A 23,041-nucleotide genomic window follows, 5' to 3' on the forward strand; every position below is an offset into this window, starting at 1 on the left:
ACGGATCGCCCGTCGGCCGGCCCGGCCTCAGCCGCCGTCGCGGACCGCGACGATGCCGTTGAAGACGCCGACGTACGCGGTGCCGTCGGGGCCGAGGGTGATCGGCGCCCAGTTGTTGTCGTACAGGGGCCCGGTGCCGGTCAGCTGCCGCCAGCGGCGCTCTCCGGTGCGGAAGTCCACCGCCGTCAGGTACCAGGCGTCGATCCCCCAGGCGTTGGGCTCCTTCTCGTAGAAGTAGAGCAGCCCGTTCGCGGTGGACAGCTTCGGGACGACGGAGGGCGCGCGGATGCCGCTCTGCCACACCGTGTCGCAGCCGCTGCCGTCGGCCCGGACGTCGATCCGGCTGACACCGCCGACGACCGACTTGCCGAGCAGCAGGCTGGTGAGGTTCTCGTAGCCGTAGTTGTTCTCGACGACGATGCTGTTGCCCCAGGTGATCAGGGAGTTGTCGGTGGTCGAGGCGCCGCTGCCGAACACCGGGACCTTGCAGACCAGCCGCCGGTCGGCCGGCACGTCCACGCCCCGCCGGTAGACCAGGACGTTCATCCGGTCGTCGGCGTTGTCGGTGATGGCGACGTAGCCGTTGCCGAAGAGGTCCGGGGTGGTGCCCGAACCCTGGTTCACGGAGCCGGGTTTGGTCCCCGTACCGCGGTCGTACGTCTGGCGCCACTGCACTTCGGGGGTGCCGTCGGCGGCGGCGCGGAAGTTGTAGAGCGCGTGGTCGGAGACGATCGACACACCGTCCTCGGCGACCGAGAAGGAGTTCTGGATCTCCTCGCCCGGGAGCCGGATCGAGCGGATCTGCGAGGTCTGCGGGTCCACGGTTCCGACGCGACCCTGCCGTGTGACCCACCAGATGCGGCCGTTCCAGTCGGGCATCACGGAGGTGACGGGGTCGCAGGTGCCGCTGGGCCGCAGGTTGGTCCAGGTGACGCAGTCGTGCGGGACCTGGCCGGTGAGGTCCCAGTCGTCGTCGACGGCGAACGTCCAGCTGCCGTCGGGTGCACGCGTGTGCGAGAGGCGCAGGATGTGCTGGCGGGAGTCGGCCAGGACGGCCCGGTCCTCGTTGTCGAGGTAGAAGTAGGCGCCGCCCGAGGTGTCCTTGAAGATCTTCGAGAAGTCGAGGGAGGTGATCGCCTCGACCGTCGAGGAACGCTGCGGAAGCTGGTGTTCCGCGAGTGTGGCCAGCGTACGGGGATCGAGGAGCTTGACCTTGAAGCCGGAGAAGGTCCCGCACACCGTGACCAGCCTGCCGCCCGCGTCGAAGGTGGCGGTGGCGCATTCACCGCCCAGGGCCGCGATCTTCTCGCTGCTCACCCGCGGGTTCCGGCCGAGCGGCCCGGACCAGGGGGAGGTGGCGCTGCCCCCGGCATCGGAGTGCATGCCGCTGCGGCCGTTGGGCGCGAGGAAGGGGTGCTGGGGCGGGGCCTCGCCGGGCAGCGGGACGGCGGCCGCGGGGGCGCCGTCGTAGTGGCTGACCAGGCGGTGGCCGGGGGCCTGGGGTATCTCCTCGGCCTGCGCCGGGGAGATCCCGTACATCGCCGTGAACACGATGAGGGCAGGGACCACGGCGCAGTTCAGCGCTCTTCGGAACATCCGGACTTCCTCCGTTCTCTTCAGTTTTATTGACAGTGCGTATGACATCGCGCCGCCGCCAGACGCTAGATCGCACCGCATGAGGAGTCCATGGAAGAGCCGGATGATTCACGAAGGCGCAACAGTCGATCAAGCCGGACCGGCCGCCGCCCGCCGGCCTACGGGCGCAGGCCGGAGACGACTTGGGCGGTGGCCGACAGACCGTCGTGGATGGTTGCCGCCATGCTGCTGCTCGCGAGGTAGAAGCCGAGCAGCGCGCAGACGAGGGCATGGGAGAACTTGAGGCCGCCGCTGCGCATGAAGATCCACGCGAGGACGAGGAGCAGCACGACCACGGAGAGAGAAATCACCATCGATACCTCCTTAGGCGGCGCCATCGTGGCGCAGGAGGGGGTGCCTTCGGGCGAAACCCGTGTCCGCCGTACGGGTGTTGACCGTCCGTGACGGGCGATCAGTGCTTGACGATCTCTTCCCAGCGGGTCGTACGGTCGCACCGCCGGGGCGACGGGCCGACGCGACGACGCCGACTTCGACGCGCAGGGAGCGCGGCGCCCGAGGGAACACGAACCCGGTCACATCGTCCGGCGGCGAGACACCGCCGAGCGCGGCCCGGGCGCGCGCGGGTATTGCCGCGCCGCCCGCACCCGTGCCATATATGTCTAGACCTTTACGAGGAAGCGGATGCCGAGGAAGGCCCCCCGTGCGACGCACCGCCCCCCTGCTCGCCCTCTGCCTGGCCGCCGCCGGGCTCGCCGCCTGCACGGCGGCCGACACCACGCCCCCGGCGGCCCCTGCCGGGATCACCGCGCAGGCCGGCAGCGCCACCTCCGTGCACGTCATGTGGCAGGCGGCGTCCCCGGCCGACGGGGTGACCAACTACCAGGTGTTCCAGGCGGGCCGGCTGGTGCGCGAACTCCCGGCCGACAAGACGATGGTGGACATCACCGGCCTCACCCCGCAGACCGCCTACGCCTTCACCGTCCGGGCCCGGGACGCCGCCGGCAACGCCTCCGCCCCGAGCGCGTCCGCCGAAGCCGCCACCCCGGCGGCCAAGGCCGAGGACCGCCAGGCCCCCACCACCCCCGCCCGCACCACGGGCCGGGCCGACGGGCCCCGGGCCGCCACCCTGTCCTGGGCTGCCGCGACCGACGACACCGGCGTGACCGCTTACGACGTCTACCAGGGCGGCATCCGGATCCACACGGCCGGCTCCGCCGAGACCGCGACCACCCTGACCGGCCTCCAGCCGGACACCGTCTACACCTTCACCGTCCGCGCCCGCGACGGCGCGGACAACTCCTCCCCCGACGGCCCGGCGGTGGACGTGACCACCCCGCCGTCCGCCGGCCAGGGCCCGGGCACCGCACCCGCCGAGTTCACCGCGACCGCCTCGCCCGGCGCCGTCACGCTGACCTGGACCGCCCCGGACACCGGCCGCCCGACCGGCGAGTACGAACTCCACGTCAACGGGAGGCCCGTGACCGTCATCCAGTTCGGCGCGGGCGCGCTTCCCCCGTCAGGGGCCGCCCGGGTGGAGCACCGGCTCACGGTGACCGAGCCCGCCGGCACGCAGTGGACGCTCAAGCTGCGCGCCCGGCTGCCCGACGGCAACTGGGGGGCGTTCTCCGCGGAACGGCGCATCGTACTCGTGGCATGAGGCGGGCGGCCGATGTCCCGGCAACGTGACAGCAATACGGACCGAACGGCACGACCGGACAAGAAGATCGCGCACAATACATCCGTGTTCGGTGAGTACGCGTTCAACAGAAAAGAGCCGGATTCCGCGGAGGCCGACGGCGATCCCGAGCCGGCTCGCGGCGCCCTGCCCGGTAACCTGCCGCCCGACCCGGCGGGCTTCATCGGCCGGGAGGACGAACTCGCCGCACTTCACTGCCTTTTGCGCTCCCGCAGGCTGACCACCCTCACCGGGGTGGGCGGCGTCGGCAAGTCACGGCTCGCCCTGCGGGCCGCCACCGACCCCGAACAGGACCGGCCCGACGGGGTCTGGTGGGTGGACCTCTCGCCGCTGCGCGACCCCGGCCTGCTCACCATGACCGTCGCCCACGCCGTCGGCCTGGCCGACCACTCCGCCCGCCCCCTCGACGAGGAGCTGTGCGCGTGGGTGGCCGACAAGGAGCTGCTCCTCGTCCTCGACACCTGCGAGCACATGGTGGCCGAGTGCCGCCATCTCGTGGGCGAACTCCTCCAGTCCGCACCCGGACTGACGGTGCTGGTCACCTCCCGGGAGCCGCTCGGCAGCCCCTGCGAGAAGGTCGTCGAGGTCTGCCCGCTGCCCTTCGAGGGACCCGACAGCGAAGCCCTCGCCCTGTTCCGCGCCCGCGCCGTGGCCGCGACCCCGCAGGCCGCGGCCGCCTTCGAGGACCCCGAACGGGCCGAACTCGCGGCCGAGGTCTGCCGGCGCCTCGACGGGATCCCGCTGGCCCTTGAACTCGCCGGCGCCCGGCTGAGGCTGTGGACGCTGGAGCAGATGGCGCAGCGCCTCTGCGCCCGCTTCGCCGTGCTGTCCGACACCCGGCCCGTGCTCCAGCCCCGGCACCGGACGATGCGGACCGCGATCGGCTGGAGCCACGAGCTGTGCGAGCCGCTGGAACGGCTGCTGTGGGCCCGGCTGTCCGTCTTCACCGGGGACTTCGACGTCGCCGCGGCCCGGGCGGTGTGCTCGGGCGGCCCGCTGCCCGCCTCCCGGGTGGAGCGGGTGCTGGCGGGGCTGGTCGCGAAGTCCGTCGTGCGGCGCAGCCAGGAGCGCGGGGCGGGAGCCCGCTACCGGATGCTGGACACGATCCGCGAGTACGGCCACGACTGGCTGACGGAGCTCGGCGAGGTGCAGACGGTCGCCGACCGGCACGCGCACTGGTACGCGGCGCTCTCCCAGGCGGCCGACCGGGGCTGGCTGAGCCCGGACCAGGTGGACTGGTACCGCAGGATGTCCGCCGAGCACGCGCAGCTGCGGACGGCGCTGGAGCACCTCCTCGGCGCCGATCCGGCGGCCGCGCTCGAGATGGCCGGGGCCCTGTGGTTCTTCTGGTTCTCGTGCGGGCACGTCCACGAGGGCCGGGGCTTCCTGGAACGGGCGCTGGAAACGGCCCCGGGCACGGGGGCCGCGTACGCCCAGGCCGTGTGGGCCCTCGGGCTGACCGCCCTGCTCCAGGGGGACATGGACGCGGCCCGGCAGCTGGGCGCGGAGTGCACCCGTGCGGCGGCCCGGCTGGCGGATCCCGAGCCGGAGCTGCGCGCGGCCTATCTGCACGCGGTGTCGGTGCTGATGCCCGGGGATCCCGTACGGGCGCTGGAGCTGGCGGGGCCCCGGGCGCGGGCCGGCCACGGCGGCCGGACCAGCGGTCCGGGCTGGCTCCTGTGCCGGCTGGCCACCAGCTACGCCCTGTGCGACCTGGAACGCTTCGAGGAGGCCGCCGAGGAGGCGCGGCGGCTGCGCGAGGCGTGCGCGGAGCTGGGCGAGCGCTGGCTGCGGGCGTACGCGGACTACGTGCTGGCGGTCTCGGCGCTCGGGCTCGGCCACCACGGGGAGGCGGCGCGCCACGTACGGGCGATGCTCTCGGGCAAGCGGCTGCTCGGCGACCGGTTCGGGATAGCTCTCGGCCTGGACATGCTCGCGGCGGCGGTGGCGGCCCTGGGCGACGGGGAACTCGCGGCGCGGCTGCTGGGCACCGGGCACGCCTGGTGGCGGACGGTCGGCCGGCCGCAGATGGGCTCACCCTCGCTGACGGCCCTGCGGGACCGGGGCGAGCGGCAGGCTCGCGCGGCGATCGGCGACGAGGCCTACGAGGCCGCGTTCCTGGGTGGAACTACGGCGTCCACCGGCTGAACTCCAGCCGGTGGGGCCGCATAACGTCGGAGCTCCCGTCAGTACGGGAGGGGTCTGCCCGACGGTGTGCGCAGGTCCAGGTCTCGGGGTGCGGGCTTGGGGACGGGCTTGCGGATCAGCTGCTGGCGCATGCGGCCTCCTCGCTCAGACCAGGGCCGGGCGGCGGGGTTCCACCGCGCGGCCGTCGGGGAGCAGCTCACCGGTATCGTCGAAGATCACCAGGCCGTTGCAAAGCAGACTCCAACCCTGTTCGGGGTGGAAGGCCACGGTGCGGGCGGCGTCGTGATCGGCGCTGTCGGCGGACGGGCAGGGGGGCTGGTGGGAGCACATGGCGCACCTCCTCGCAAAGTGGGGCGGGAGGGCCGGTGGTCACCCGGTCAAATCCGCGATCCACGGTGGCGGTGAGTATTGCTGATCGCCGCCCCCGGACGGAACCCATTTCAAGGGTCCAGTTCAGGGTGTGTATGCCCGCTCACCATGCGCTCATGCCCGGTACCCGGATCGTTCACCCGACGCCCCTTGGCGGACGCCGCCGACGCGCCCCGCAGGGGTGTTCAGGGCGGGAGCGGGCGTGGCCGGGATCACGTGCGGCGCGAGCCCTCGCCCGGCTGCCGCCGTGCCGGCGCGGGCTAGGGTGCCGGTGATCACCGACCGCCCGCTGATCACCGCGAGACCCCGTGAGACCCGAGGAGAGATCCGTGGCCACTCCGCCACCGCAGCACGGCGCCGGCCCGTACCACCCGTACAGCCCGCAGCAGGGCGTCCCCCACTCCCCGTACGGCGTGCCGCCGCAGGCGGTCCCGTACGGCCACCAGCCGGTGCCGCAGGCCCCGTACGGCTGCCGCGTGTGCGGGGCCCAGCCGGCCGTGCAGGCCACCGTGCGCGGGCACCAGGGCATGCTGGTGCTGATGCGCTTCCTGCGTCAGGAGGGGCCGTTCTGCCGCGACTGCGGGCTCGCCACCTACCGCAGGATGTCCGCGGACACGCTGTGGCAGGGCTGGTGGGGCCCGCTGTCGGTGTTCATCACACCCGTCACCGTGCTGCTGAACCTCGGCGCGCGGGCGCGCTTCGTCAGGCTCGCTCCCCCGGTCGGCGGCATCCTGCCCTCGCTGAGCCCCGGCAAGCCGCTGTGGCGCCGCCCGCCGGCACTGATCTTCCTCGCGGTGACCGTGCTCATCGCCTTCACACCGCCCCTCCTCGTGCTGCTGGGCCTGATGGCCGGGGACGACGGGCTGCCGACCGGCCCGGCCATCGGGACGTGCGTGCGCGACGCGGACAAGCTGCGCAACGAGAAGCTGGTTCCGGAAGCCTGCGGTTCCCCGCTGGCCAAGTACCTGGTCACCAAGCAGCGGGGCACCGGCGGCGCGGACTGCGCGGACGGCGACCTGATCAGCGTCCCCGACAAGTGGGCCGAGGGCGCCCACTCGTTGTGCCTCACGCCCGTGCACTGACGGACTCACACGTGAGGCACGGCGGCCGGCTAGCGGATCGGCATCTGCGAGATCGTGCGGGCGATCACCAGTCGCTGGATCTCGCTGGTGCCCTCGAAGATGGTGTAGATCGCGCTGTCGCGGTGCATGCGCTCCACCGGGTACTCGCGGGTGAAGCCGTTGCCGCCGAGGATCTGGACCGCCTGGGCGGTGACCTTCTTGGCGACCTCGCTCGCGAACAGCTTCGACATCGAGCCCTCCGCCGAAGTGAAGGGCTTGCCCGCGACCGCCATCCAGGAGGCCCGCCACACCAGCAGCCGGGCCGCGTCGATGGAGGTCCGCATGTCGGCGAGCTGGAAGGCCACGCCCTGGTTGTCGATGATCGGGCGGCCGAACTGCGTACGGGTCTTGGCGTAGTCGAGGGCGACCTCGTACGCGGCGCGCGCGGTGCCGACGGCCATGGCGCCGACCGCCGGGCGGGAGGCCTCGAAGGTGGCCATGGCCGCGTTCTTCACGCGCTCGCCGCCGCCCGCCTTGGCCCGCTCGCGGGCCCGCGCGAGGCGCTCGTCCAGCTTGTCCTTGCCGCCGAGCAGGCAGGAGCCGGGCACGCGTACGTCCTCCAGGACCACCTCGGCGGTGTGCGAGGCGCGGATGCCGTGCTTCTTGAACTTCTGGCCCTGGGACAGGCCCGGGGTGTTCGGCGGCACGATGAAGGAGGCGTGGCCCTTCGAGCCGAGCTCCGGGTCGACGACGGCGACGACGATGTGGACGTTGGCGATGCCGCCGTTGGTCGCCCACGTCTTGGTGCCGTTGAGCACCCACTCGTCCTTGGCCTGGTCGTAGACCGCCCGGGTCCGCATCGAGCCGACGTCGGATCCGGCGTCCGGCTCGGAGGAGCAGAAGGCGGCGACCTTCACGTCGTCCGGGGTGCCGTACATCTGCGGGATCCAGGTGCCGATCTGCTCCTCGGTGCCGTTCGCGACGACGCCGATGGCGGCGAGCCCGGTGCCCACGATCGACAGGGCGATGCCCGCGTCACCCCAGAACAGTTCTTCCATGGCCATCGGGATGCCGAGGCCGGTAGGGTCGAAGAACTGCTGGGCGTAGAAGTCGAGCGAGTAGATGCCGACCTTCGCGGCCTCCTGGATGACGGGCCACGGAGTCTCTTCGCGCTCGTCCCATTCCGCGGCTGCGGGCCGGATCACGTCGGCTGCGAAGCCGTGGATCCAGTCCTGTACCTGCTTCTGGTCGTCATTGAGCTCCATGGTGAACTCCGCCATGTCCCCTCCAGCTGTGCATCCACCAGTGCGTTACTAGCGGTAACCCTTACGGTGGCCACAGTCTGTTACCGGCGAGTAGCGACTGTCAAGCAGAGTCGTCCGCGGTACAGCCGATTCCTTCGCGAGGGTGTGCGGGGTGTTACGTTGCGTGGGCGTCACGCACCATCGCAAGGGCGGGGAGAGAAACACGTCATGGAGACCACTCAGCAGGCCGGCGAACCGGGAGCGGCCGAGCGCCGCAGGCGGGAGCTGCTCGAAGCGGCCGACCGGGTCGTCCTCCGGGACGGCCCCAAGGCTTCCATGAACGCCATCGCGGCGGAGGCCGGCATCACCAAGCCGATCCTCTACCGGCACTTCGGCGACAAGGCCGGGCTCTACCAGGCCCTCGCCGTACGGCACACCGACGCCCTGCTCGACTCGCTGCGGGCCGCGCTCGACGCCCCGGCCGAGCGCCGCAACCGGGTGGAGTCCACCCTCGACACCTATCTCACGGCCATCGAGGCCCGCCCGCAGGTGTACCGGTTCCTGATGCACCCGGCCGAGGACTCGCACGCCGCCGAGCGCGGCTTCGACGTGGGCCTGCACTCGGCTCCGCTGCTGCGCCGGCTCGGCGAGGAACTCGCCGACGTGATCGGCGAGCGCGTTGACCTCGGCCCCGGCGGCGAACGCCTGGCCCGGATCTGGGGCCACGGCATCGTCGGCATGATGCACGCCGCCGGCGACTGGTGGCTCGGCGAACGCCCGTGTGACCGCGCGGAGTTGGTCACCGGACTCACCGACCTGCTGTGGGGCCGGCTGGCCACGGCCGGCAACCGCCTGGACGGCCCGGGCTTCTAGGGAGCGAGCGGGGTCCCCGGCCGGGGACCCCGGTTCAGTTCTGCGCGGCCGCCGCGGCCCGCGCGCCCCACGGCGCCTTGCGGATCGCCCGCCGCAGCCGCCGGGCGCGCAGCCCGGTGACGCGGTCCGCATAGACCGTGCCGTCGAGGTGGTCGCACTCGTGCTGGAGGCAGCGGGCGAAGAACCCGGTGCCGGCGATCCGTACCGGCGCGCCGTCGGAGGTGACCCCTTCGACGACCGCGCGGTCGTACCGGACGGTGCCCGCCTCCAGGCCCGGCAGCGACAGGCAGCCCTCCGGGCCGCGGAACTCGTCCCCGTCGGCCTCCACCAGCCGCGGGTTGACGATGTGCCCGACGTGGCGCACGTCCTCGTCGTCGGGGCAGTCGTACACGAACACCCGCTGTCCGAGGCCGATCTGGTTCGCGGCGAGGCCGACGCCCTCTGCGGCGTACATCGTCGCGAACATGTCCTCGATGAGCCGGTCGAGGGCCGGGCCGAATTCGGTGACCTCCGCGCAGGCCGAGTGGAGCACCGGATCGCCCAGGAGGCTCATGGTGCGGACGAGGCCGGTGGTACCGGGAATGGGGCGCTGTCGCATGGCCGTAAGGGTACGACGGGCGAATATATGAGGAGATCTGCGGCGCCCTGGGGGCGCCGCGGTCAAGGCCCCGGCCGGTACTGGATAGGCTGGGGCCGACCGACGCAAGGAGGACAAGGGACGATGGCAGGCAACACAGAGCCGCTTTCGCCGCGGGCCAAGCTGGCCGTGACGGCGGGCAAGGCCGCGGCGGCGGTGTCGCGGGCCGCGGGACGCGGAAGCGGATCGGTGATCGGTGGCAAGGTCGCACTCAAACTCGACCCCGATCTTCTCGGAGCGCTCGCGCAGCATCTCGACGTCGTCCTCGTCTCCGCGACGAACGGCAAGACCACGACGACCCGGCTGATCGCCGAGGCCCTGCGGGCCAGCGGTCCGGTCGTCTCCAACGCCCTCGGCGCCAACATGCCGGCCGGCATCACCTCCGCCCTCGCGGGCGGCTCGGACGCCAAGTACGGCGTCATCGAGGTGGACGAGAAGTACCTCGCCGGGGTGGCCCGGGACGTCACCCCCAAGGTGATCGCCCTGCTGAACCTCTCCCGCGACCAGCTGGACCGCGCCGCCGAGACCCGCATGCTCGCGGAGAAGTGGCGCGAGGGGCTCCAGGGCTCCAAGGCCGTCATCGTCGCGAACTGCGACGACCCGCTCATCGTGTGGTCGGCCTCCTCCTCGCAGAACGTGGTGTGGGTCGCCGCCGGCCAGGAGTGGAAGGACGACGCCTGGTCGTGCCCCTCCTGCGGTGGCGTCATGCAGCGCCCCGGCGACGACTGGTTCTGCGGCGAGTGCGGCTTCCGGCGCCCCACCCCGAGCTGGGTGCTGTCCGGGGACCACGTGCTGGACCCGCACGGCTCCGCCTGGCCGATCCACCTCCAGCTGCCCGGCCGCGCCAACAAGGCGAACGCCGCCACCTCGGCCGCCGTGGCCGCCGTCTTCGGCGTCCCGCCGCAGGTCGCGCTGGAGCGGATGTACCAGGTCCAGGCCGTCGCCGGCCGCTACGACGTGGTCAACTTCCAGGGCCGTGAGCTGCGCCTGCTGCTCGCCAAGAACCCGGCGGGCTGGCTCGAAACGTTTTCGCTGATCGACCCGCCGCCGACCCCGGTGATCCTTTCGGTGAACGCGCGCGGCGCCGACGGCACCGACACCTCCTGGCTGTGGGACGTGGACTACCCGCGCCTGGCCGGCCACCCGATCTTCGTGATCGGCGACCGCAAGCTGGACCTGGCCGTCCGCCTCGAGGTCGCGGGCCTGGACTTCCGGGTGTGCGAGACCCTCGACGAGGCCGTGCAGCTGGCGCCGCCCGGGCAGATCGAGCTGATCGCCAACTACACCGCCTTCCAGGACGTGCGCCGCCGCGTCGGCAACTAGTACTCATACCTCCAGAGGACACAAGAGCATGAGCGACAACAGCCTGCGTCTGGTGTGGGTCTACCCCGACCTGCTGAGCACGTACGGAGACCAGGGCAACGCCCTCGTGGTGGAGCGCCGGGCGCGCCAGCGCGGCCTGGACGTGCAGCGCGTGGACGTGCGCAGCGACCAGCCCATCCCCACCTCGGGCGACATCTACCTGATCGGCGGCGGTGAGGACCGGCCGCAGCGGCTCGCCGCGGAGCGTCTGCTCCGCGACGGCGGTCTGGAGCGGGCCGTCTCGAACGGGGCGATCGTCTTCTCCGTCTGCGCCGGCTACCAGATCCTCGGCAACGAGTTCGTCAACGACATGGGCGAGCGCCAGGAGGGCCTGGGCCTGCTCGACGTGGTCACCGTGCGCGGCGACGGCGAGCGGTGCGTCGGCGACGTCCTCGCCGACATCGACCCTCGCCTGAACCTGCCGCAGCTGACGGGCTTCGAGAACCACCAGGGCGTCACACACCTCGGCCCGACCGCGAAGCCCTTCGCCCGCACCCGCCTGGGCCGCGGCAACGGCACGGGCGACGGCACCGAGGGCGCGTACAACGACACGGTCTTCGGCACCTACATGCACGGCCCCGTGATGGCCCGCAACCCGCAGATCGCGGACCTGCTGCTGAAGCTGGCCCTCGACGTGAACGCGCTGCCGCCCATCGACGACCGGTGGTACGAGGCGCTGCGCGCCGAGCGCATCGCCGCCGCGACGCAGCCCGCTTAGCGCCGCGCAGGCCGCTCATCGGGGCGGCCCCGCAATCATGTGTTCGGCCCGGTTTTCCCTTGGGGGAACCGGGCCGACGTGGTTTCGTATGACGAGTACGACCAGCATGTGGAGGATGGTTCAGTCCACCTCTCCACCGCTTGTAGGGTGGCCGTAGTTCCAACCGGACGACGTGGTCCGGTCGTCGGCCCACGTTGCAAAGGTCTGTTCCTGCCATGCGCATTGGTGTGCTCACTTCCGGTGGCGACTGCCCCGGTCTCAACGCCGTCATCCGCTCCGTCGTGCACCGCGCCGTCGTCGATCACGGCGATGAAGTGATCGGCTTCCACGACGGCTGGAAGGGCCTGCTGGAGGCGGACTACCGCAAGCTCGACCTCGACGCCGTCGGCGGCATCCTCGCCCGCGGCGGCACCATCCTCGGCTCCTCCCGGGTACAGCCCGCGCACCTGCGCGACGGCGTCGAGCGGGCCCGCGGGCACGTTGCCGACCTCGGCCTGGACGCCATCATCCCGATCGGCGGCGAGGGCACGCTGAAGGCCGCGAACCTGCTCTCGCAGGCCGGTCTGCCGATCGTCGGCGTCCCGAAGACCATCGACAACGACATCGCCTCGACGGACGTCACCTTCGGCTTCGACACCGCCGTCGGGGTCGCCACCGAGGCCCTGGACCGGCTGAAGACCACCGCCGAGTCCCACCAGCGCGTGATGGTCGTGGAGGTCATGGGCCGCCACACCGGCTGGATCGCCCTGCACTCGGGCATGGCGGCCGGCGCGCACGCGATCGTCGTCCCGGAGCGCCCCTTCGACATCGACGAGCTGACGGCGATCGTCGGCGAGCGCTTCTCCGCGGGCAAGCGGTTCGCGATCGTCGTGGTCGCCGAGGGCGCCAAGCCGCGCGCCGGCTCCATGGACTTCCAGGACGGCGGCACCGACCAGTACGGCCACGAGCGCTTCGCCGGCATCGGCAACCTGCTCGCGGTCGAGCTGGAGCGGCGGCTGGGCAAGGAGGCCCGCCCGGTCATCCTGGGCCACGTCCAGCGCGGCGGTACGCCCACCGCGTACGACCGGGTCCTGGCCACCCGCTTCGGCTGGCACGCGGTCGAGGCGGCGCACCGCGGCGAGTTCGGGATGCTGACCGCCCTGCGCGGCACCGAGATCGAGATGGTCCCGCTCGCCGACGCCGTGCAGACCCTCAAGACGGTCCCGGCGGAGCGGTACGACGAGGCGCAGAACGTTCTGTGATATTTCCCCCCTTCTACGCCATTACCCCGTAGCGGCCGCCCCCGGACGAGTTCGTGTCCGGGGGCGGCACTACTGTGGTGGGGCACCACAGGTCAAGGGAGTGGACAGATGGATCACAGCGGTCACGGCATGGACATGCACATGGACATGGACCTGCCGCCGTTCACTCTCGGGCGCGGGCTGGAGTTCTCCTTCGACGCCTTCTTCCTGATCGGCTCGCTCGTGGGACTCGGCCTGTACCTGTGGGGTGTGGTGCGGCTGCGCCGGCGCGGGGACGCCTGGTCGCTGGGCCGGACCATCGCCTTCACCGCAGGCGTGCTGAGCATCGCCCTCATGATGTGCACCAAGCTGAACGACTACGGCATGGTCATGTTCAGCGTGCACATGGTCCAGCACATGGTGATCAGCATGCTCTCGCCGATCCTGCTGCTGCTGGGCGCACCGGTGACGCTGGCGCTGCGCGCGCTGCCGCCCGCCGCCCGCGGCCGCAAGGGACCGCGCGAGCTGCTGCTGATGCTGCTGCACAGCCGCTACATGAAGGTGATCACCCACCCGGTGTTCACCATCCCGATGTTCATCGCGAGCCTCTACGCGCTCTACTTCACGCCGCTCTTCGACTTCCTCATGGCGAGCAAGGCCGGGCACATCGGCATGATGGTGCACTTCCTGGCCGTCGGCCTGATCTTCTTCTGGCCGATCATGGGCGTGGACCCGGGCCCGCACCGCCCCGGATACGTGATGCGGATGCTGGAGCTCTTCGCCGGCATGCCGTTCCACGCCTTCTTCGGCATCGCCGTGATGATGGCGAGCGAGCCGATGATCAAGACGTACGCGAACCCGCCGGCCTCCCTCGGCATCGACCCGCTGCTCGACCAGCAGTGGGGCGGCGGCATCGCCTGGGCCTTCAGCGAGATCCCGTCGGTACTGGTGCTGATCGCGCTGGTCTACCAGTGGTACCACTCCGAGCAGCGGGCGGCGAAGCGCGCGGACCGGGCCGCGGACCGCGACGGCGACCAGGAGCTGGAGGCGTACAACTCCTATCTCGCCTCGCTCCAAGCGCGTGGCCAGTAGCGGAGGAGCACCTTCGCGCGCGACCATGGGGCATGACCGGATCCGTTAAGGCGATGGCCGTCATGACCTTCGCCGCTCTGGTGGCCGTCGCCACGTACTCCGTGGCCCTCGGCAGCAACGGCTGGCTGTGGTTCGCCTGGGTGGTCCTCGGCCTGCTGACCGCCGGCATGGCGGCGTCCCGCAAGACCTGAACCGCCGCACCCGCCGTACCGGCCCCCTCGCCCTGCCCGGGTCTTGCGGCCGGTCCCGACCGGCCCCCGGCCTCCGCATGAGCTCCCGGCGCCGCCCGGTCCGGTCCCGTCCGTCGCAGGCCGGCCGCGGCCGCGGCCGGCCTGCGTCCGCCTCCGGGTTTCCTGGTTCGCCATGCCCATCCGGCACCGTGTACGGCACACTGACCTGACGCCCAGGTGAAGGGAAAATGCCCCGGTGTTCTACCACTTGCTCAAGCACGTGCTGCTCGGTCCGCTGCTGCGGCTGCTGTTCCGCCCGCGCATCGAGGGACTGGAGAACATCCCGCCGGAAGGGGCCGCGATCATCGCGGGCAACCATCTGTCCTTCTCCGACCACTTCCTGATGCCGGCCATCCTCAAACGCCGGATCACGTTCCTCGCGAAGGCGGAGTACTTCACCGGTCCCGGGGTGAAGGGGCGGCTGACCGCGTTCTTCTTCCGCAGTGCCGGGCAGATCCCGGTGGACCGGTCGGGCAAGGACGCCGGACAGGCCGCGCTGCGCGAGGGGCTCGGGGTACTGGCCAAGGGCGAGCTGCTGGGCATCTACCCCGAGGGCACGCGCTCCCACGACGGGCGGCTGTACAAGGGCAAGGTGGGCGTGGCCGCGATGGCGCTCGGGTCCGGAGTGCCCGTCGTACCGTGCGCGATGGTCGGCACCTTCGAGATCCAGCCGCCCGGGCAGAAGATCCCGAACATCCGGCGCGTGACGATCCGCTTCGGCAAGCCGCTGGACTTCTCGCGATACGCCGGGCTGGAAGGCGAGCGGGCCGTGCTGCGGGCCGTCACCGACGAGATCATGTACGCCGTCCTCGGGCTGTCCGGCCAGGAGTACGTCGACCGGTACGCCGCCGAGGTCAAGGCGGAGGAGGAGGAAGCGCGGAAGAAGGCCCGGCGCAAGACGTGCTGAGCCTTCTCCCGTGCTGTGCTGTCCTGTGCCGTGCCGTGTTCTGCCGGCCGTGCTCAGTACTGCTTCATGCCACCGCAGGCCTTAGCGGACAGCGGGCAGTTCCTCGAGCGCCGGCAGAGCCGACGCCGGGGCCGTGGCGAGCGACTTCGCGGTGGCCGGGGCCGGGGCGACCGGAGTGGCGTGCGGACCGCACTTCACGTCCGTGGCGTCGACCTTGCCCTCGAGCAGGTAGGCGTCCACCCGGGTGTTGATGCAGGGGTTCACCAGGCTGGTGACACCGTGCGAGCCGGCGTTCTGCTCGGTGATCAGGCGCGAGCCGGCGAGGCGGCGGTGCAGCTCGACGCCACCCTCGTACGGCGTGGCCGCGTCACGCTCGGACTGGACGATCAGGACCGGGGCCAGGCCGTGCTTGGCACCGACCTCGATCGGCTTGCTCTGCTTGGACTTCCAGGTCGCGCAGGGCAGGTTCATCCACGCGTTGGACCAGGTCAGGAACGGGTACTTCTCGTGCAGCTTGCTGTTGTCCTTGTCCCACTTGGCCCAGCTGGTCGGCCACTTGGCGTCGGCGCACTCGACCGCGGTGTACACCGCGTTGCCGTTCTCCGAGGCGATGTTGCCCTTGATGTCGGACATGTCCGGAGAGATCGCCTCGATCAGCGGCTTCTCGTCACCGGCCACGTACGCGCTGAACGCCTGGGCGACGGGCACCCAGGAGGAGTCGTAGTACGGGGCGCCCTGGAAGAAGCCGATGAGCTCGGCCGGGCCGACGACCCCGCCGAGCGGGTTGGCCTTGGCCTTGGCGCGCAGCTCCTGCCACTTGGCCTCGACCTTGGCGCGGGTGTCGCCGATGTGGAAGACGTTGTCGTTCTTGGCGACCCAGTCCTGCCAGTCGTTCCAGCGCATCTGGAAGGCGACGTCCTGCTCGAGGTTCGCCTCGTACCAGATGTTCTCCTGCGCCGGGTTGACGACGCTGTCGACGATCATGCGGCGCACGTGGGTCGGGAACAGGGTCGCGTAGACCCCGCCGATGTAGGTGCCGTAGGAGACGCCGATGAAGTTCAGCTTCTTCTCGCCGAGGGCGGCACGGATGACGTCCAGGTCACGCGCGATGTTCGGCGTGGTCATGTACGGCAGCATGTCGCCGCTGCGCTCCTTGCAGCCGTCCGCGTACTCCGCGGCGAGCTTGCGCTGGGCGTTCTTGTCGGCCTTGCTGTCCGGGACCGGGTCGGCCTTGGGAGCCTTGACGAACTCCTGCGGGTCGATGCAGGAGATGGGCGCCGAGTGGCCGACACCGCGGGGGTCGAAGCCCACGAAGTCGTAGGCCTTGGAGGTGTTCACCCAGAGGGGGGACTTGGTGGTGACCCGGCGCGGGAAGCGCATGCCGGAACCGCCGGGGCCGCCCGGGTTGTAGAGGAGCGCGCCCTGGCGCTCCTGCTTGGTGCCGGTGCTGACGGCGCGGTCGACCGCGAGGTCGATCGTCTTGCCGAACGGCTTCGAGTAGTCGAGCGGGACCTTGACCCAGCCACACTGGATCGGGGCCTCGAAGCCCCAGTCGGCGGGGCAGTCCTTCCACTCGACACCGGTGGCGGCGGCGCGGGCCGCGGCGAGCTGGACGCCCAGCGCCTCCGGAAGCGGGGTGTTCTGGGTGGACGAAGCCGCGGCGGCCGGCGGGGCCAGCAGCATGCTCGCGGCCAGCGCTCCGGTGATCAGAGTGGCAGCGCTCCCCAGCGCTGCAGTGCGTATCACGTGGTTGTTCCCCCTGCGTCAGGCCCGGCCGGAGGAGGCCGGGTTGGTCGGGTGCAGTCGGTCTCTGCAGGTGGATCCTTTCGTCTGACCTACACCTGACAACAGACCAAGGTCGCGTTCTTTGCCAACCCGATAACCGGAAAGGCGTGTACCGCTGAGCGGTGTCGCATTCGTCCCAGGTTTGCTCAGCAGTTACCAGCCGTACGTGCGCCACGCCGCGTCGAGTAGCTCGCGCAGCCGCAGCCCGTCCGGCGCCAGAGCCGTCACGAGGACGGCGGGACCGGCCAGCGGAGTGACGGCCGCGAACTCCCCGAGCACCGCGGCGGCCGGCGGCGACACGGCGAATGCCGGGTCCACGACCAGGAGCTGACCGAGCGCCCGATGCCCCGCCAGCCCCGCCGGCCCGTCCCAGCCCCCGGGCGCCCCCGGACCGCAGGCCAGCTCCTGGTCCAGGAGCTGGGTCCCGCCCCGGGTCACGGCGAGCCTGCTGCGCAGCAGCCCCGGCTCCTCCCCCGTCCGGCCCAGCACCTGCTCCTCGCGCAGCAGCAGCCGGGCCGTGGGGGCGAGTTCGGCCCGGGTGTGCACGCGCAGGTCGCTGCCGCGTACGGAGACCAGCGGCTCCGGCAGCCACCGTACGGCCGCGTCCTCGGCCAGGGTCAGCCGTACGTCGTACCGCGCGGGCTCGCCACCGCGGCCGGGCAGTGCCAGGGTGGCGGCCGCCGAGGCCAGGGCGAGACGGGCCCCGGGTCCGGCGGCGGCCTCCACCGTGAGGTGGTCCCCGCCGAGCGGGGCGCTCATCGCGCCGACCAGCATCACGCCGGCCTCGGCGGCCGTGCCCCGGGTGCGGCGCAGTGCGAGCGGTCCCTCACCGGCCAGCAGCGGCAGGGCGGTACCGCCGCGGCCGTCGGCGACGGCGGAGATCCGGGCGGTGGCCCGTACACCGGCCGGCGCACGGGCGGGCGCAGGAGGAGCGGACGCAGGCGGGGCCGGGGCCGGCGGGGCGGCCGGAGGCGCGGGGGCCGCCGTAGGGCTCACCGCGCGACCCAGGCGGCGATCCGCTCGCGCACCCATGCGGCCACCGGCGCCACGCCGTCCTCCGCGCGCAGCGACTGGAAGGCGACGGGGAGTTCGCCGCGCTGCTCGGCGGCGTCGCGGGCCATCCGGTCCAGGTCGGAGCCCACGTAGGGGGCGAGGTCGGTCTTGTTGACGACGAGCAGGTCGGCGGTGGTGACACCGGGGCCGCCCTTGCGCGGGATGTCGTCGCCGCCCGCCACGTCGATGACGAAGATCTGGGCGTCGACGAGGCCGCGGGAGAAAGTGGCGGTGAGGTTGTCGCCGCCGGACTCGACGAGGATCAAGTCGAGCGGGCCGACCGTCTCCTCGAGCTCCTCGACCGCCTCCAGATTGGCGGAGATGTCGTCGCGGATGGCGGTGTGCGGGCAGGCACCGGTCTCCACCGCGCTGATCCGCTCGGGCGGCAGGACGGCCTCGCGGAGCAGGAACTCGGCGTCCTCCCGGGTGTAGATGTCGTTGGTGACGACGGCCATGGACAGCTCGGTGCGCAGGGCGCGGCAGAGGGCGGCGACGGTGGCCGTCTTGCCGGAGCCGACGGGTCCGCCGAGGCCGATCCGCAGGGCGCGGCGCGAGCCGTCCGCCCGTACCGGCTCGGCGCTGTGGGTGTGACGCTGGGGGTAGGTCACGCCGTGGTCGAGGTGCATGGGGGTCTCCGGAGTCAATCGTGGCGGCGGTCGGGAAGCGGTGAGGAGGCGGTCACGAGGCGAAGAGCCGTACCGGCCAGGCCGCATGGCTCTCCGCCGCGATGTCCAGCAGCGGCGAGGAGGCCGCGGGCAGCGCGTCCGGGCCCTGCGACCGGGCCCGGTGCGCGGCCTGCGCGGCCCGGGCGGCGACGGCGTCGAGCTCGGGGGCGAGGCGGGCCAGGACCCCGCTCGCCTCGAACGGGTCCAGGCCGAGCAGCCGCACGGTCGCGGTCGCCGGTCCGCCGACGCTCTCGTACGCCGCCACGTGCGCGGCATCCAGCGGCCCGAGCCCGGCCGCCCGGGCGGTGAGCCCGAGCACCACCGGCTGGTGCGCCCCGCGCGGGAAGGCCGCGGCGAGCGCGTCGAGTTCGGCTGCGGGCCAGGTGGCCCGGGCCGCCCGCAGCAGCTGCCGGCCCAGCCGCCGCGCCGCGGTGCGCAGCGCGGGCGACGGGGTGCGGGCATCGGCGGCGGTGTCGAGGACCGCCGGGTCGAGCCCGAGGGCTGCGGCGGCCGCGAGTGCGGCGGAGACGAGTCCGGCCGTGTGCAGCCGGCCGCGGCAGAACTCCTCGAGGGTGGCGGCGTCGTGGATCCGGCCGGCCTTGCAGGCGGCTTCGGCCCCGCCTGAGTGGGCGTGCCCGCCGGCGGGGAAGCGGCCGTCGGCGAGCACGAGCAGTGCGGCGAGGCTCATCGGGCTGCGCCCGTCGCAAGAGGCCCCATGTCAGAACAGGAAGTAGCGCTGGGCCATGGGCAGTTCCGCCGCGGGCGCGGGCTCCACGGCCTCCCCGTCGATGGTGACCGTGAAGGTGTCGGCGTCGACCTCGACCCTCGGCATGGCGTCGTTGTTGCGCATGTCCGCCTTACTCACCTTGCGGGTGCTCTCTATGGCCACGAACTGCTTGCCGAGTCCGAGCCGTTCGGGCAGCCCGTCGTCGAGCGCGGCCTGCGCGGTGAAGTTGACCGAGTTCAGCCCGGGGGCCCGGCCGTGGCCGCCGAACATCGGGCGGGGCAGCACCGGCTGCGGGGTGGGGATGGAGGCGTTCGCATCACCCATCTGCGCGTACGCGATCTGGCCACCCTTGATGACGACTTCGGGCTTGACCCCGAAGAAGGCCGGAGTCCACAGCACCAGGTCGGCGAGCTTGCCGGTCTCCACCGAGCCGATCTCTCGCGCGAGGCCCTGGGCCACGGCGGGGTTGATCGTGTACTTCGCGACGTACCGGCGGGCGCGGTGGTTGTCGGCGGGACCGTCGCCGGGCAGGAAACCGCGCCGCTTCTTCATCACGTGGGCGGTCTGCCAGGTGCGCAGCACGACCTCGCCGACGCGGCCCATGGCCTGGGCGTCGGAGGAGATGATGGAAATGGCGCCGAGGTCGTGCAGGACGTCCTCGGCGGCGATGGTCGAGGGGCGGATCCGGGACTCGGCGAATGCGAGGTCCTCGGGGACGGCCGGGTTGAGGTGGTGGCAGACCATCAGCATGTCGAGGTGTTCGTCGATGGTGTTGACGGTGTGCGGCCGGGTCGGGTTGGTGGAGCTGGGCAGGATGTTCGGCTCGGAGACCACCGTGATGATGTCGGGTGCGTGCCCGCCGCCCGCGCCCTCGGTGTGGTACGAGTGGATGGTCCGCCCGGCGATGGCGGCGAGGGTGTCGCCGACGAATCCGGCTTCGTTCAGGGTGTCGGTGTGGATGGCGACCTGGGCCCCGGTCTCGTCGCAGACGCTCAGACAGGCGTCGATGACGGCGGGGGTGGACCCCCAGTCCTCGTGGATCTTGAACCCGAGGGCGCCGCCGCGCAGCTGGGAGTGCATGGCCTCGCGGGACATGGTGTTGCCCTTGCCCAGCAGGCCGATGTTGACGGGGTAGGACTCCAGTGCCGCGAACATCCGGGCGAGGTGCCAGGGGCCGGGGGTGACGGTGGTGGCCTTGGTGCCCTCGGCGGGTCCGGTGCCGCCGCCGACGAGGGTGGTGATGCCGGAGGCCAGGGCCTCGTCGACGACGGTCGGGGAGATGAAGTGCACGTGCGCGTCGATGGCGCCCGCGGTGACGATCTTCCCGTTGCCCGCGATGATCTCGGTCTCGGGGCCGATCACGAGTGCGGGATCCACCCCGTCCATCGTGTCGGGGTTGCCGGCCTTGCCGATGCCGCAGATGCGGCCGTCGCGGATGCCGATGTCGGCCTTGACGATGCCCCAGTGGTCGAGGACGACGACTCCGGTGATCACGGTGTCGGGGGCGCCCTCGGCGCGGGTGGTCCGGGCCTGGCCCATGGACTCGCGGATCACCTTGCCGCCGCCGAACACGGCCTCGTCGCCGGAGCGTCCGGGGCCGCCGCTGAAATCCTGCTCGATCTCGACGAAGAGGTCGGTGTCCGCGAGCCGGATCCGGTCGCCGGCGGTCGGTCCGAAGAGGTCGGCGTACGCCCTGCGGTCGAGCTCAGCCATCGAGCGGCCCTCCGGTCTCGCCGCGCAGGCCCGGTACGGTCCGCAGCCCGCCCAGCGGTACGAGTTCCACGGCGACCGGGATGCCCGGCTCGAAGCGCACGGCGGTGCCGGCGGCGATGTTGAGCCGCAGGCCGCGGGCGGCCCGGCGGTCGAAGTCGAGACCGGGGTTGGCCTCGGCGAAGTGGTAGTGGGAGCCGACCTGGACGGGCCGGTCGGCGGCGTTGAGCACGGTGAGGCGGGTGACGGGACGGCCCTCGTTGAGGCGCACCGGGCCGTCCCCGTGGACGATTTCGCCGGGGATCATGCGGGTACTCCCCCTTCAGACGATCGGGTCGTGGACGGTGACGAGCTTGGTTCCGTCCGGGAAGGTCGCCTCGACCTGGACGTCGTGGATCATCTCGGGGATCCCCTCCATCACCTCGGCGCGGCCGAGCACGGTGCGGCCGGAGGCCATGAGCTCGGCCACGGTCCGCCCGTCGCGGGCCCCTTCGAGGATGTGCGAGGTGATCAGGGCGACGGCTTCGGGGTGGTTGAGGAGGACCCCGCGCGCCCTGCGCCTCTCGGCCACGTCGGCGGCCACGTGGATGAGCAGTCGTTCCTGCTCGTGCGGTGTCAGTTGCACTCGTAACTCACCAAGCCTCCAGGACAAGATCGACATCGCGCCGGGCCGACCCTAGCGACCATCAACACTTTGTTGACCTGCGCATATCCGAGCCAAGCATGTCTTGCCCGACGCAGAGCAAGGCTTTCCGTCCCAAGCACAGCCGCTTTACCCGCGGATGGGTGATCATTGACGGAACGCCGTGGCCCGCCACGCTAGGCGCCGCGTTTTTCCGCCGCGTTAACCCACGTTTCGGGCAGGCACCCGGTTCAACTCCCGGGCCCCGCCCACAGCCGGTTCCGTATACGGACCGGACCGACGGTCCCCCGGCCACCGCCGCAGGACCCGCCACACAGGAGATGCATGTTCGTCAACCCGGTCCGCCACATCACCTTCGACTCGCTCGAGCCCTACAAGACCGCCGAGTTCTGGTCCGACGTGACCGGCTTCCCGATCCACCCGGACGACGTGGAGGGCGACGACGAGATCCTGCTGGACCCGGCGCAGCCCGGGGTCCCGGGTCTGCTGTTCATCCGCGTACCGGACGCCAAGTCCGTCAAGAACCGGGTCCACCTGGACATCCAGCCGCCCACCGGCACCCGGGACGAGACCGTCGAGCGGCTCATCGGGCTCGGGGCGAAGCTGGTCGACGACCGGCGCCGGGAGGACGGCTCCGGCTGGGCCGTGCTCGCCGACCCGGAAGGCAACGAGCTGTGCATCGAGCGCAGCGCCGCGGAGCGCGGGCAGGGCTGAGCGCGGCTCAGCAGCCGGTGACGCTCTTCGCGGGAGCCCCGACGGGCCAGGGCAGGGCGATCCAGACGGTCTTGCCGCCGTCCTCGGTGGGGCTGACGGAGAGCCGGCCGCCGGCTTCGGCGGTGAGCCAGCGGATGATCACCATCCCCCGGCCGTTGTCCTGCTGGACGGCGGCCGGGAGGCGCTTGGGCCAGCGCGGGTGGCTGTCGGTCACCCCGACGCGGAGCCACTCCCCGCGCTCGAGGCGGATGTCGACGGTGAAGGTGGGCGACTGGCCGAAGGTGTGCTGCACGGCGTTGGTGGCGAGCTCCGAGACGATCAGCCGGACACTGTCTGCAGTGTCGGCCTCGTCGGGCAGTCCCCATTCGCCGAGCACCTCCGCGACGTAGCGGCGGGCGGTGGCGACCGAGGCGGGATCGCTCGGCAGAGTGACGGATACTTCCTGGTGGTCTGCCATGGCGACGGTCCCTTTCCCACCGGGGCGAAACCCCGGATCTGTGCTGGACGCCAGAGTGCCACCCATCGTCCCGCCGGTGCTGCCGTTCCCCCAAGATCTGCATATATCTGTCGCTCAATGCAGTGAACTCTGCT

24 protein-coding genes are annotated in these 23,041 nt (G+C 71.8%); 11 read left to right on the plus strand and 13 right to left on the minus strand.

The genetic code is table 11. From position 1 onward, the window contains the following. Positions 1-27: 27 nt before the first annotated feature. A complete protein-coding gene (locus AB0M76_RS17330) occupies positions 28-1,539 on the minus strand; it encodes a hypothetical protein (protein WP_365953919.1) in 1,512 nt (503 codons plus the stop codon). Positions 1,540-1,754: 215 nt separating this feature from the next. Beyond that, positions 1,755-1,949, minus strand: coding sequence for a hypothetical protein (locus tag AB0M76_RS17335; RefSeq protein WP_053790200.1), 195 nt, complete (start codon positions 1,947-1,949; stop codon positions 1,755-1,757). A gap of 347 nt (positions 1,950-2,296) precedes the next feature. Between AB0M76_RS17335 and AB0M76_RS17340 the strand changes: the two genes are divergently transcribed. Together AB0M76_RS17340 and AB0M76_RS17345 are read left to right on the plus strand one after the other, a co-directional pair. Beyond that, positions 2,297-3,253 (plus strand): fibronectin type III domain-containing protein, encoded by a 957-nt coding sequence (locus AB0M76_RS17340; RefSeq protein WP_365953628.1) that lies wholly within the window; start codon positions 2,297-2,299, stop codon positions 3,251-3,253. 84 nt (positions 3,254-3,337) lie between these two features. Beyond that, positions 3,338-5,440 carry an NB-ARC domain-containing protein gene (locus tag AB0M76_RS17345; RefSeq protein ID WP_365953629.1) on the plus strand — a complete coding sequence of 701 codons (2,103 nt, stop codon included), beginning with the start codon at positions 3,338-3,340 and terminating at the stop codon, positions 5,438-5,440. A gap of 144 nt (positions 5,441-5,584) precedes the next feature. Here the strand turns inward: AB0M76_RS17345 and AB0M76_RS17350 are convergent, their stop codons facing one another. Next, positions 5,585-5,770 (minus strand): DUF5999 family protein, encoded by a 186-nt coding sequence (locus AB0M76_RS17350; protein WP_030300124.1) that lies wholly within the window; start codon positions 5,768-5,770, stop codon positions 5,585-5,587. Positions 5,771-6,138: 368 nt separating this feature from the next. On the opposite strand from AB0M76_RS17350, the gene AB0M76_RS17355 reads away from it, so the two are divergent. Further along, positions 6,139-6,891 carry a hypothetical protein gene (locus tag AB0M76_RS17355; RefSeq protein WP_365953630.1) on the plus strand — a complete coding sequence of 251 codons (753 nt, stop codon included), beginning with the start codon at positions 6,139-6,141 and terminating at the stop codon, positions 6,889-6,891. Positions 6,892-6,920: 29 nt separating this feature from the next. Here AB0M76_RS17355 and AB0M76_RS17360 read toward each other — a convergent pair whose 3' ends face one another. Beyond that, positions 6,921-8,150, minus strand: a complete 1,230-nt coding sequence (locus AB0M76_RS17360) for an acyl-CoA dehydrogenase family protein (RefSeq protein ID WP_266669272.1) — start codon at positions 8,148-8,150, stop codon at positions 6,921-6,923. Positions 8,151-8,342: 192 nt separating this feature from the next. Between AB0M76_RS17360 and AB0M76_RS17365 the strand changes: the two genes are divergently transcribed. Continuing rightward, positions 8,343-8,987, plus strand: a complete 645-nt coding sequence (locus tag AB0M76_RS17365) for a TetR family transcriptional regulator (protein WP_365953631.1) — start codon at positions 8,343-8,345, stop codon at positions 8,985-8,987. Positions 8,988-9,021: 34 nt separating this feature from the next. Here the strand turns inward: AB0M76_RS17365 and def are convergent, their stop codons facing one another. Continuing rightward, positions 9,022-9,585: a peptide deformylase gene (def, locus tag AB0M76_RS17370; protein ID WP_365953632.1), complete on the minus strand. Its 564-nt coding sequence runs from the start codon at positions 9,583-9,585 to the stop codon at positions 9,022-9,024. Between the two features lie 123 nt (positions 9,586-9,708). Here def and AB0M76_RS17375 point away from each other — a divergent pair, with 123 nt between their 5' ends. The 6 genes from AB0M76_RS17375 (at position 9,709) to AB0M76_RS17400 (ending at position 15,153) form a co-directional block, all read left to right on the plus strand. Next, the gene (locus tag AB0M76_RS17375) at positions 9,709-10,947 is read left to right on the plus strand and encodes a MurT ligase domain-containing protein (protein ID WP_266669266.1); all 1,239 of its coding nucleotides are present in this window, start codon (positions 9,709-9,711) and stop codon (positions 10,945-10,947) included. A 28-nt stretch (positions 10,948-10,975) separates the two neighbouring features. Continuing rightward, positions 10,976-11,704: a glutamine amidotransferase gene (locus AB0M76_RS17380; RefSeq protein WP_365953633.1), complete on the plus strand. Its 729-nt coding sequence runs from the start codon at positions 10,976-10,978 to the stop codon at positions 11,702-11,704. A gap of 215 nt (positions 11,705-11,919) precedes the next feature. Next, complete coding sequence (locus AB0M76_RS17385) at positions 11,920-12,945, plus strand: 6-phosphofructokinase (RefSeq protein ID WP_365953634.1); 1,026 nt, start codon at positions 11,920-11,922, stop codon at positions 12,943-12,945. A gap of 108 nt (positions 12,946-13,053) precedes the next feature. After that, positions 13,054-14,016 (plus strand): cytochrome c oxidase assembly protein, encoded by a 963-nt coding sequence (locus AB0M76_RS17390; RefSeq protein ID WP_365953635.1) that lies wholly within the window; start codon positions 13,054-13,056, stop codon positions 14,014-14,016. Between the two features lie 32 nt (positions 14,017-14,048). Beyond that, positions 14,049-14,207, plus strand: coding sequence for a hypothetical protein (locus AB0M76_RS17395; protein ID WP_030300142.1), 159 nt, complete (start codon positions 14,049-14,051; stop codon positions 14,205-14,207). A 235-nt stretch (positions 14,208-14,442) separates the two neighbouring features. Further along, entirely contained in the window at positions 14,443-15,153 is a 711-nt protein-coding gene (locus AB0M76_RS17400) for a lysophospholipid acyltransferase family protein (RefSeq protein WP_365953636.1), read from the plus strand. 81 nt (positions 15,154-15,234) lie between these two features. Here AB0M76_RS17400 and AB0M76_RS17405 read toward each other — a convergent pair whose 3' ends face one another. From AB0M76_RS17405 to AB0M76_RS17435, 7 genes are all read right to left on the minus strand, one after another. After that, positions 15,235-16,836 carry an alpha/beta hydrolase gene (locus tag AB0M76_RS17405; protein WP_365953920.1) on the minus strand — a complete coding sequence of 534 codons (1,602 nt, stop codon included), beginning with the start codon at positions 16,834-16,836 and terminating at the stop codon, positions 15,235-15,237. A gap of 255 nt (positions 16,837-17,091) precedes the next feature. Further along, complete coding sequence (locus AB0M76_RS17410) at positions 17,092-17,820, minus strand: urease accessory protein UreD (protein WP_365953921.1); 729 nt, start codon at positions 17,818-17,820, stop codon at positions 17,092-17,094. A gap of 110 nt (positions 17,821-17,930) precedes the next feature. Then, positions 17,931-18,617 (minus strand): urease accessory protein UreG, encoded by a 687-nt coding sequence (ureG, locus tag AB0M76_RS17415; protein WP_365953637.1) that lies wholly within the window; start codon positions 18,615-18,617, stop codon positions 17,931-17,933. 52 nt (positions 18,618-18,669) lie between these two features. Further along, complete coding sequence (locus AB0M76_RS17420; protein ID WP_365953638.1) at positions 18,670-19,344, minus strand: urease accessory UreF family protein; 675 nt, start codon at positions 19,342-19,344, stop codon at positions 18,670-18,672. A gap of 30 nt (positions 19,345-19,374) precedes the next feature. Next, complete coding sequence (locus AB0M76_RS17425; protein WP_365953639.1) at positions 19,375-21,096, minus strand: urease subunit alpha; 1,722 nt, start codon at positions 21,094-21,096, stop codon at positions 19,375-19,377. Then, on the minus strand, positions 21,089-21,400 hold the full coding sequence (locus AB0M76_RS17430) for an urease subunit beta (protein ID WP_267000816.1): 312 nt from the start codon (positions 21,398-21,400) through the stop codon (positions 21,089-21,091). Before AB0M76_RS17430 ends, AB0M76_RS17425 begins: the two co-directional genes overlap by 8 nt. Positions 21,401-21,415: 15 nt before the next feature. Continuing rightward, a complete protein-coding gene (locus tag AB0M76_RS17435; protein ID WP_266669251.1) occupies positions 21,416-21,718 on the minus strand; it encodes an urease subunit gamma in 303 nt (100 codons plus the stop codon). 342 nt (positions 21,719-22,060) lie between these two features. On the opposite strand from AB0M76_RS17435, the gene AB0M76_RS17440 reads away from it, so the two are divergent. Next, positions 22,061-22,450 carry a VOC family protein gene (locus tag AB0M76_RS17440; RefSeq protein WP_365953640.1) on the plus strand — a complete coding sequence of 130 codons (390 nt, stop codon included), beginning with the start codon at positions 22,061-22,063 and terminating at the stop codon, positions 22,448-22,450. Positions 22,451-22,457: 7 nt separating this feature from the next. Here AB0M76_RS17440 and AB0M76_RS17445 read toward each other — a convergent pair whose 3' ends face one another. Beyond that, positions 22,458-22,907 carry an ATP-binding protein gene (locus AB0M76_RS17445; protein WP_365953641.1) on the minus strand — a complete coding sequence of 150 codons (450 nt, stop codon included), beginning with the start codon at positions 22,905-22,907 and terminating at the stop codon, positions 22,458-22,460. Between the last annotated feature and the right edge of the window lie 134 nt (positions 22,908-23,041).

It is taken from the genome of Streptomyces sp. NPDC051364 (assembly GCF_040682115.1).
Taxonomy (GTDB): Bacteria; Actinomycetota; Actinomycetes; order Streptomycetales; family Streptomycetaceae; genus Streptomyces.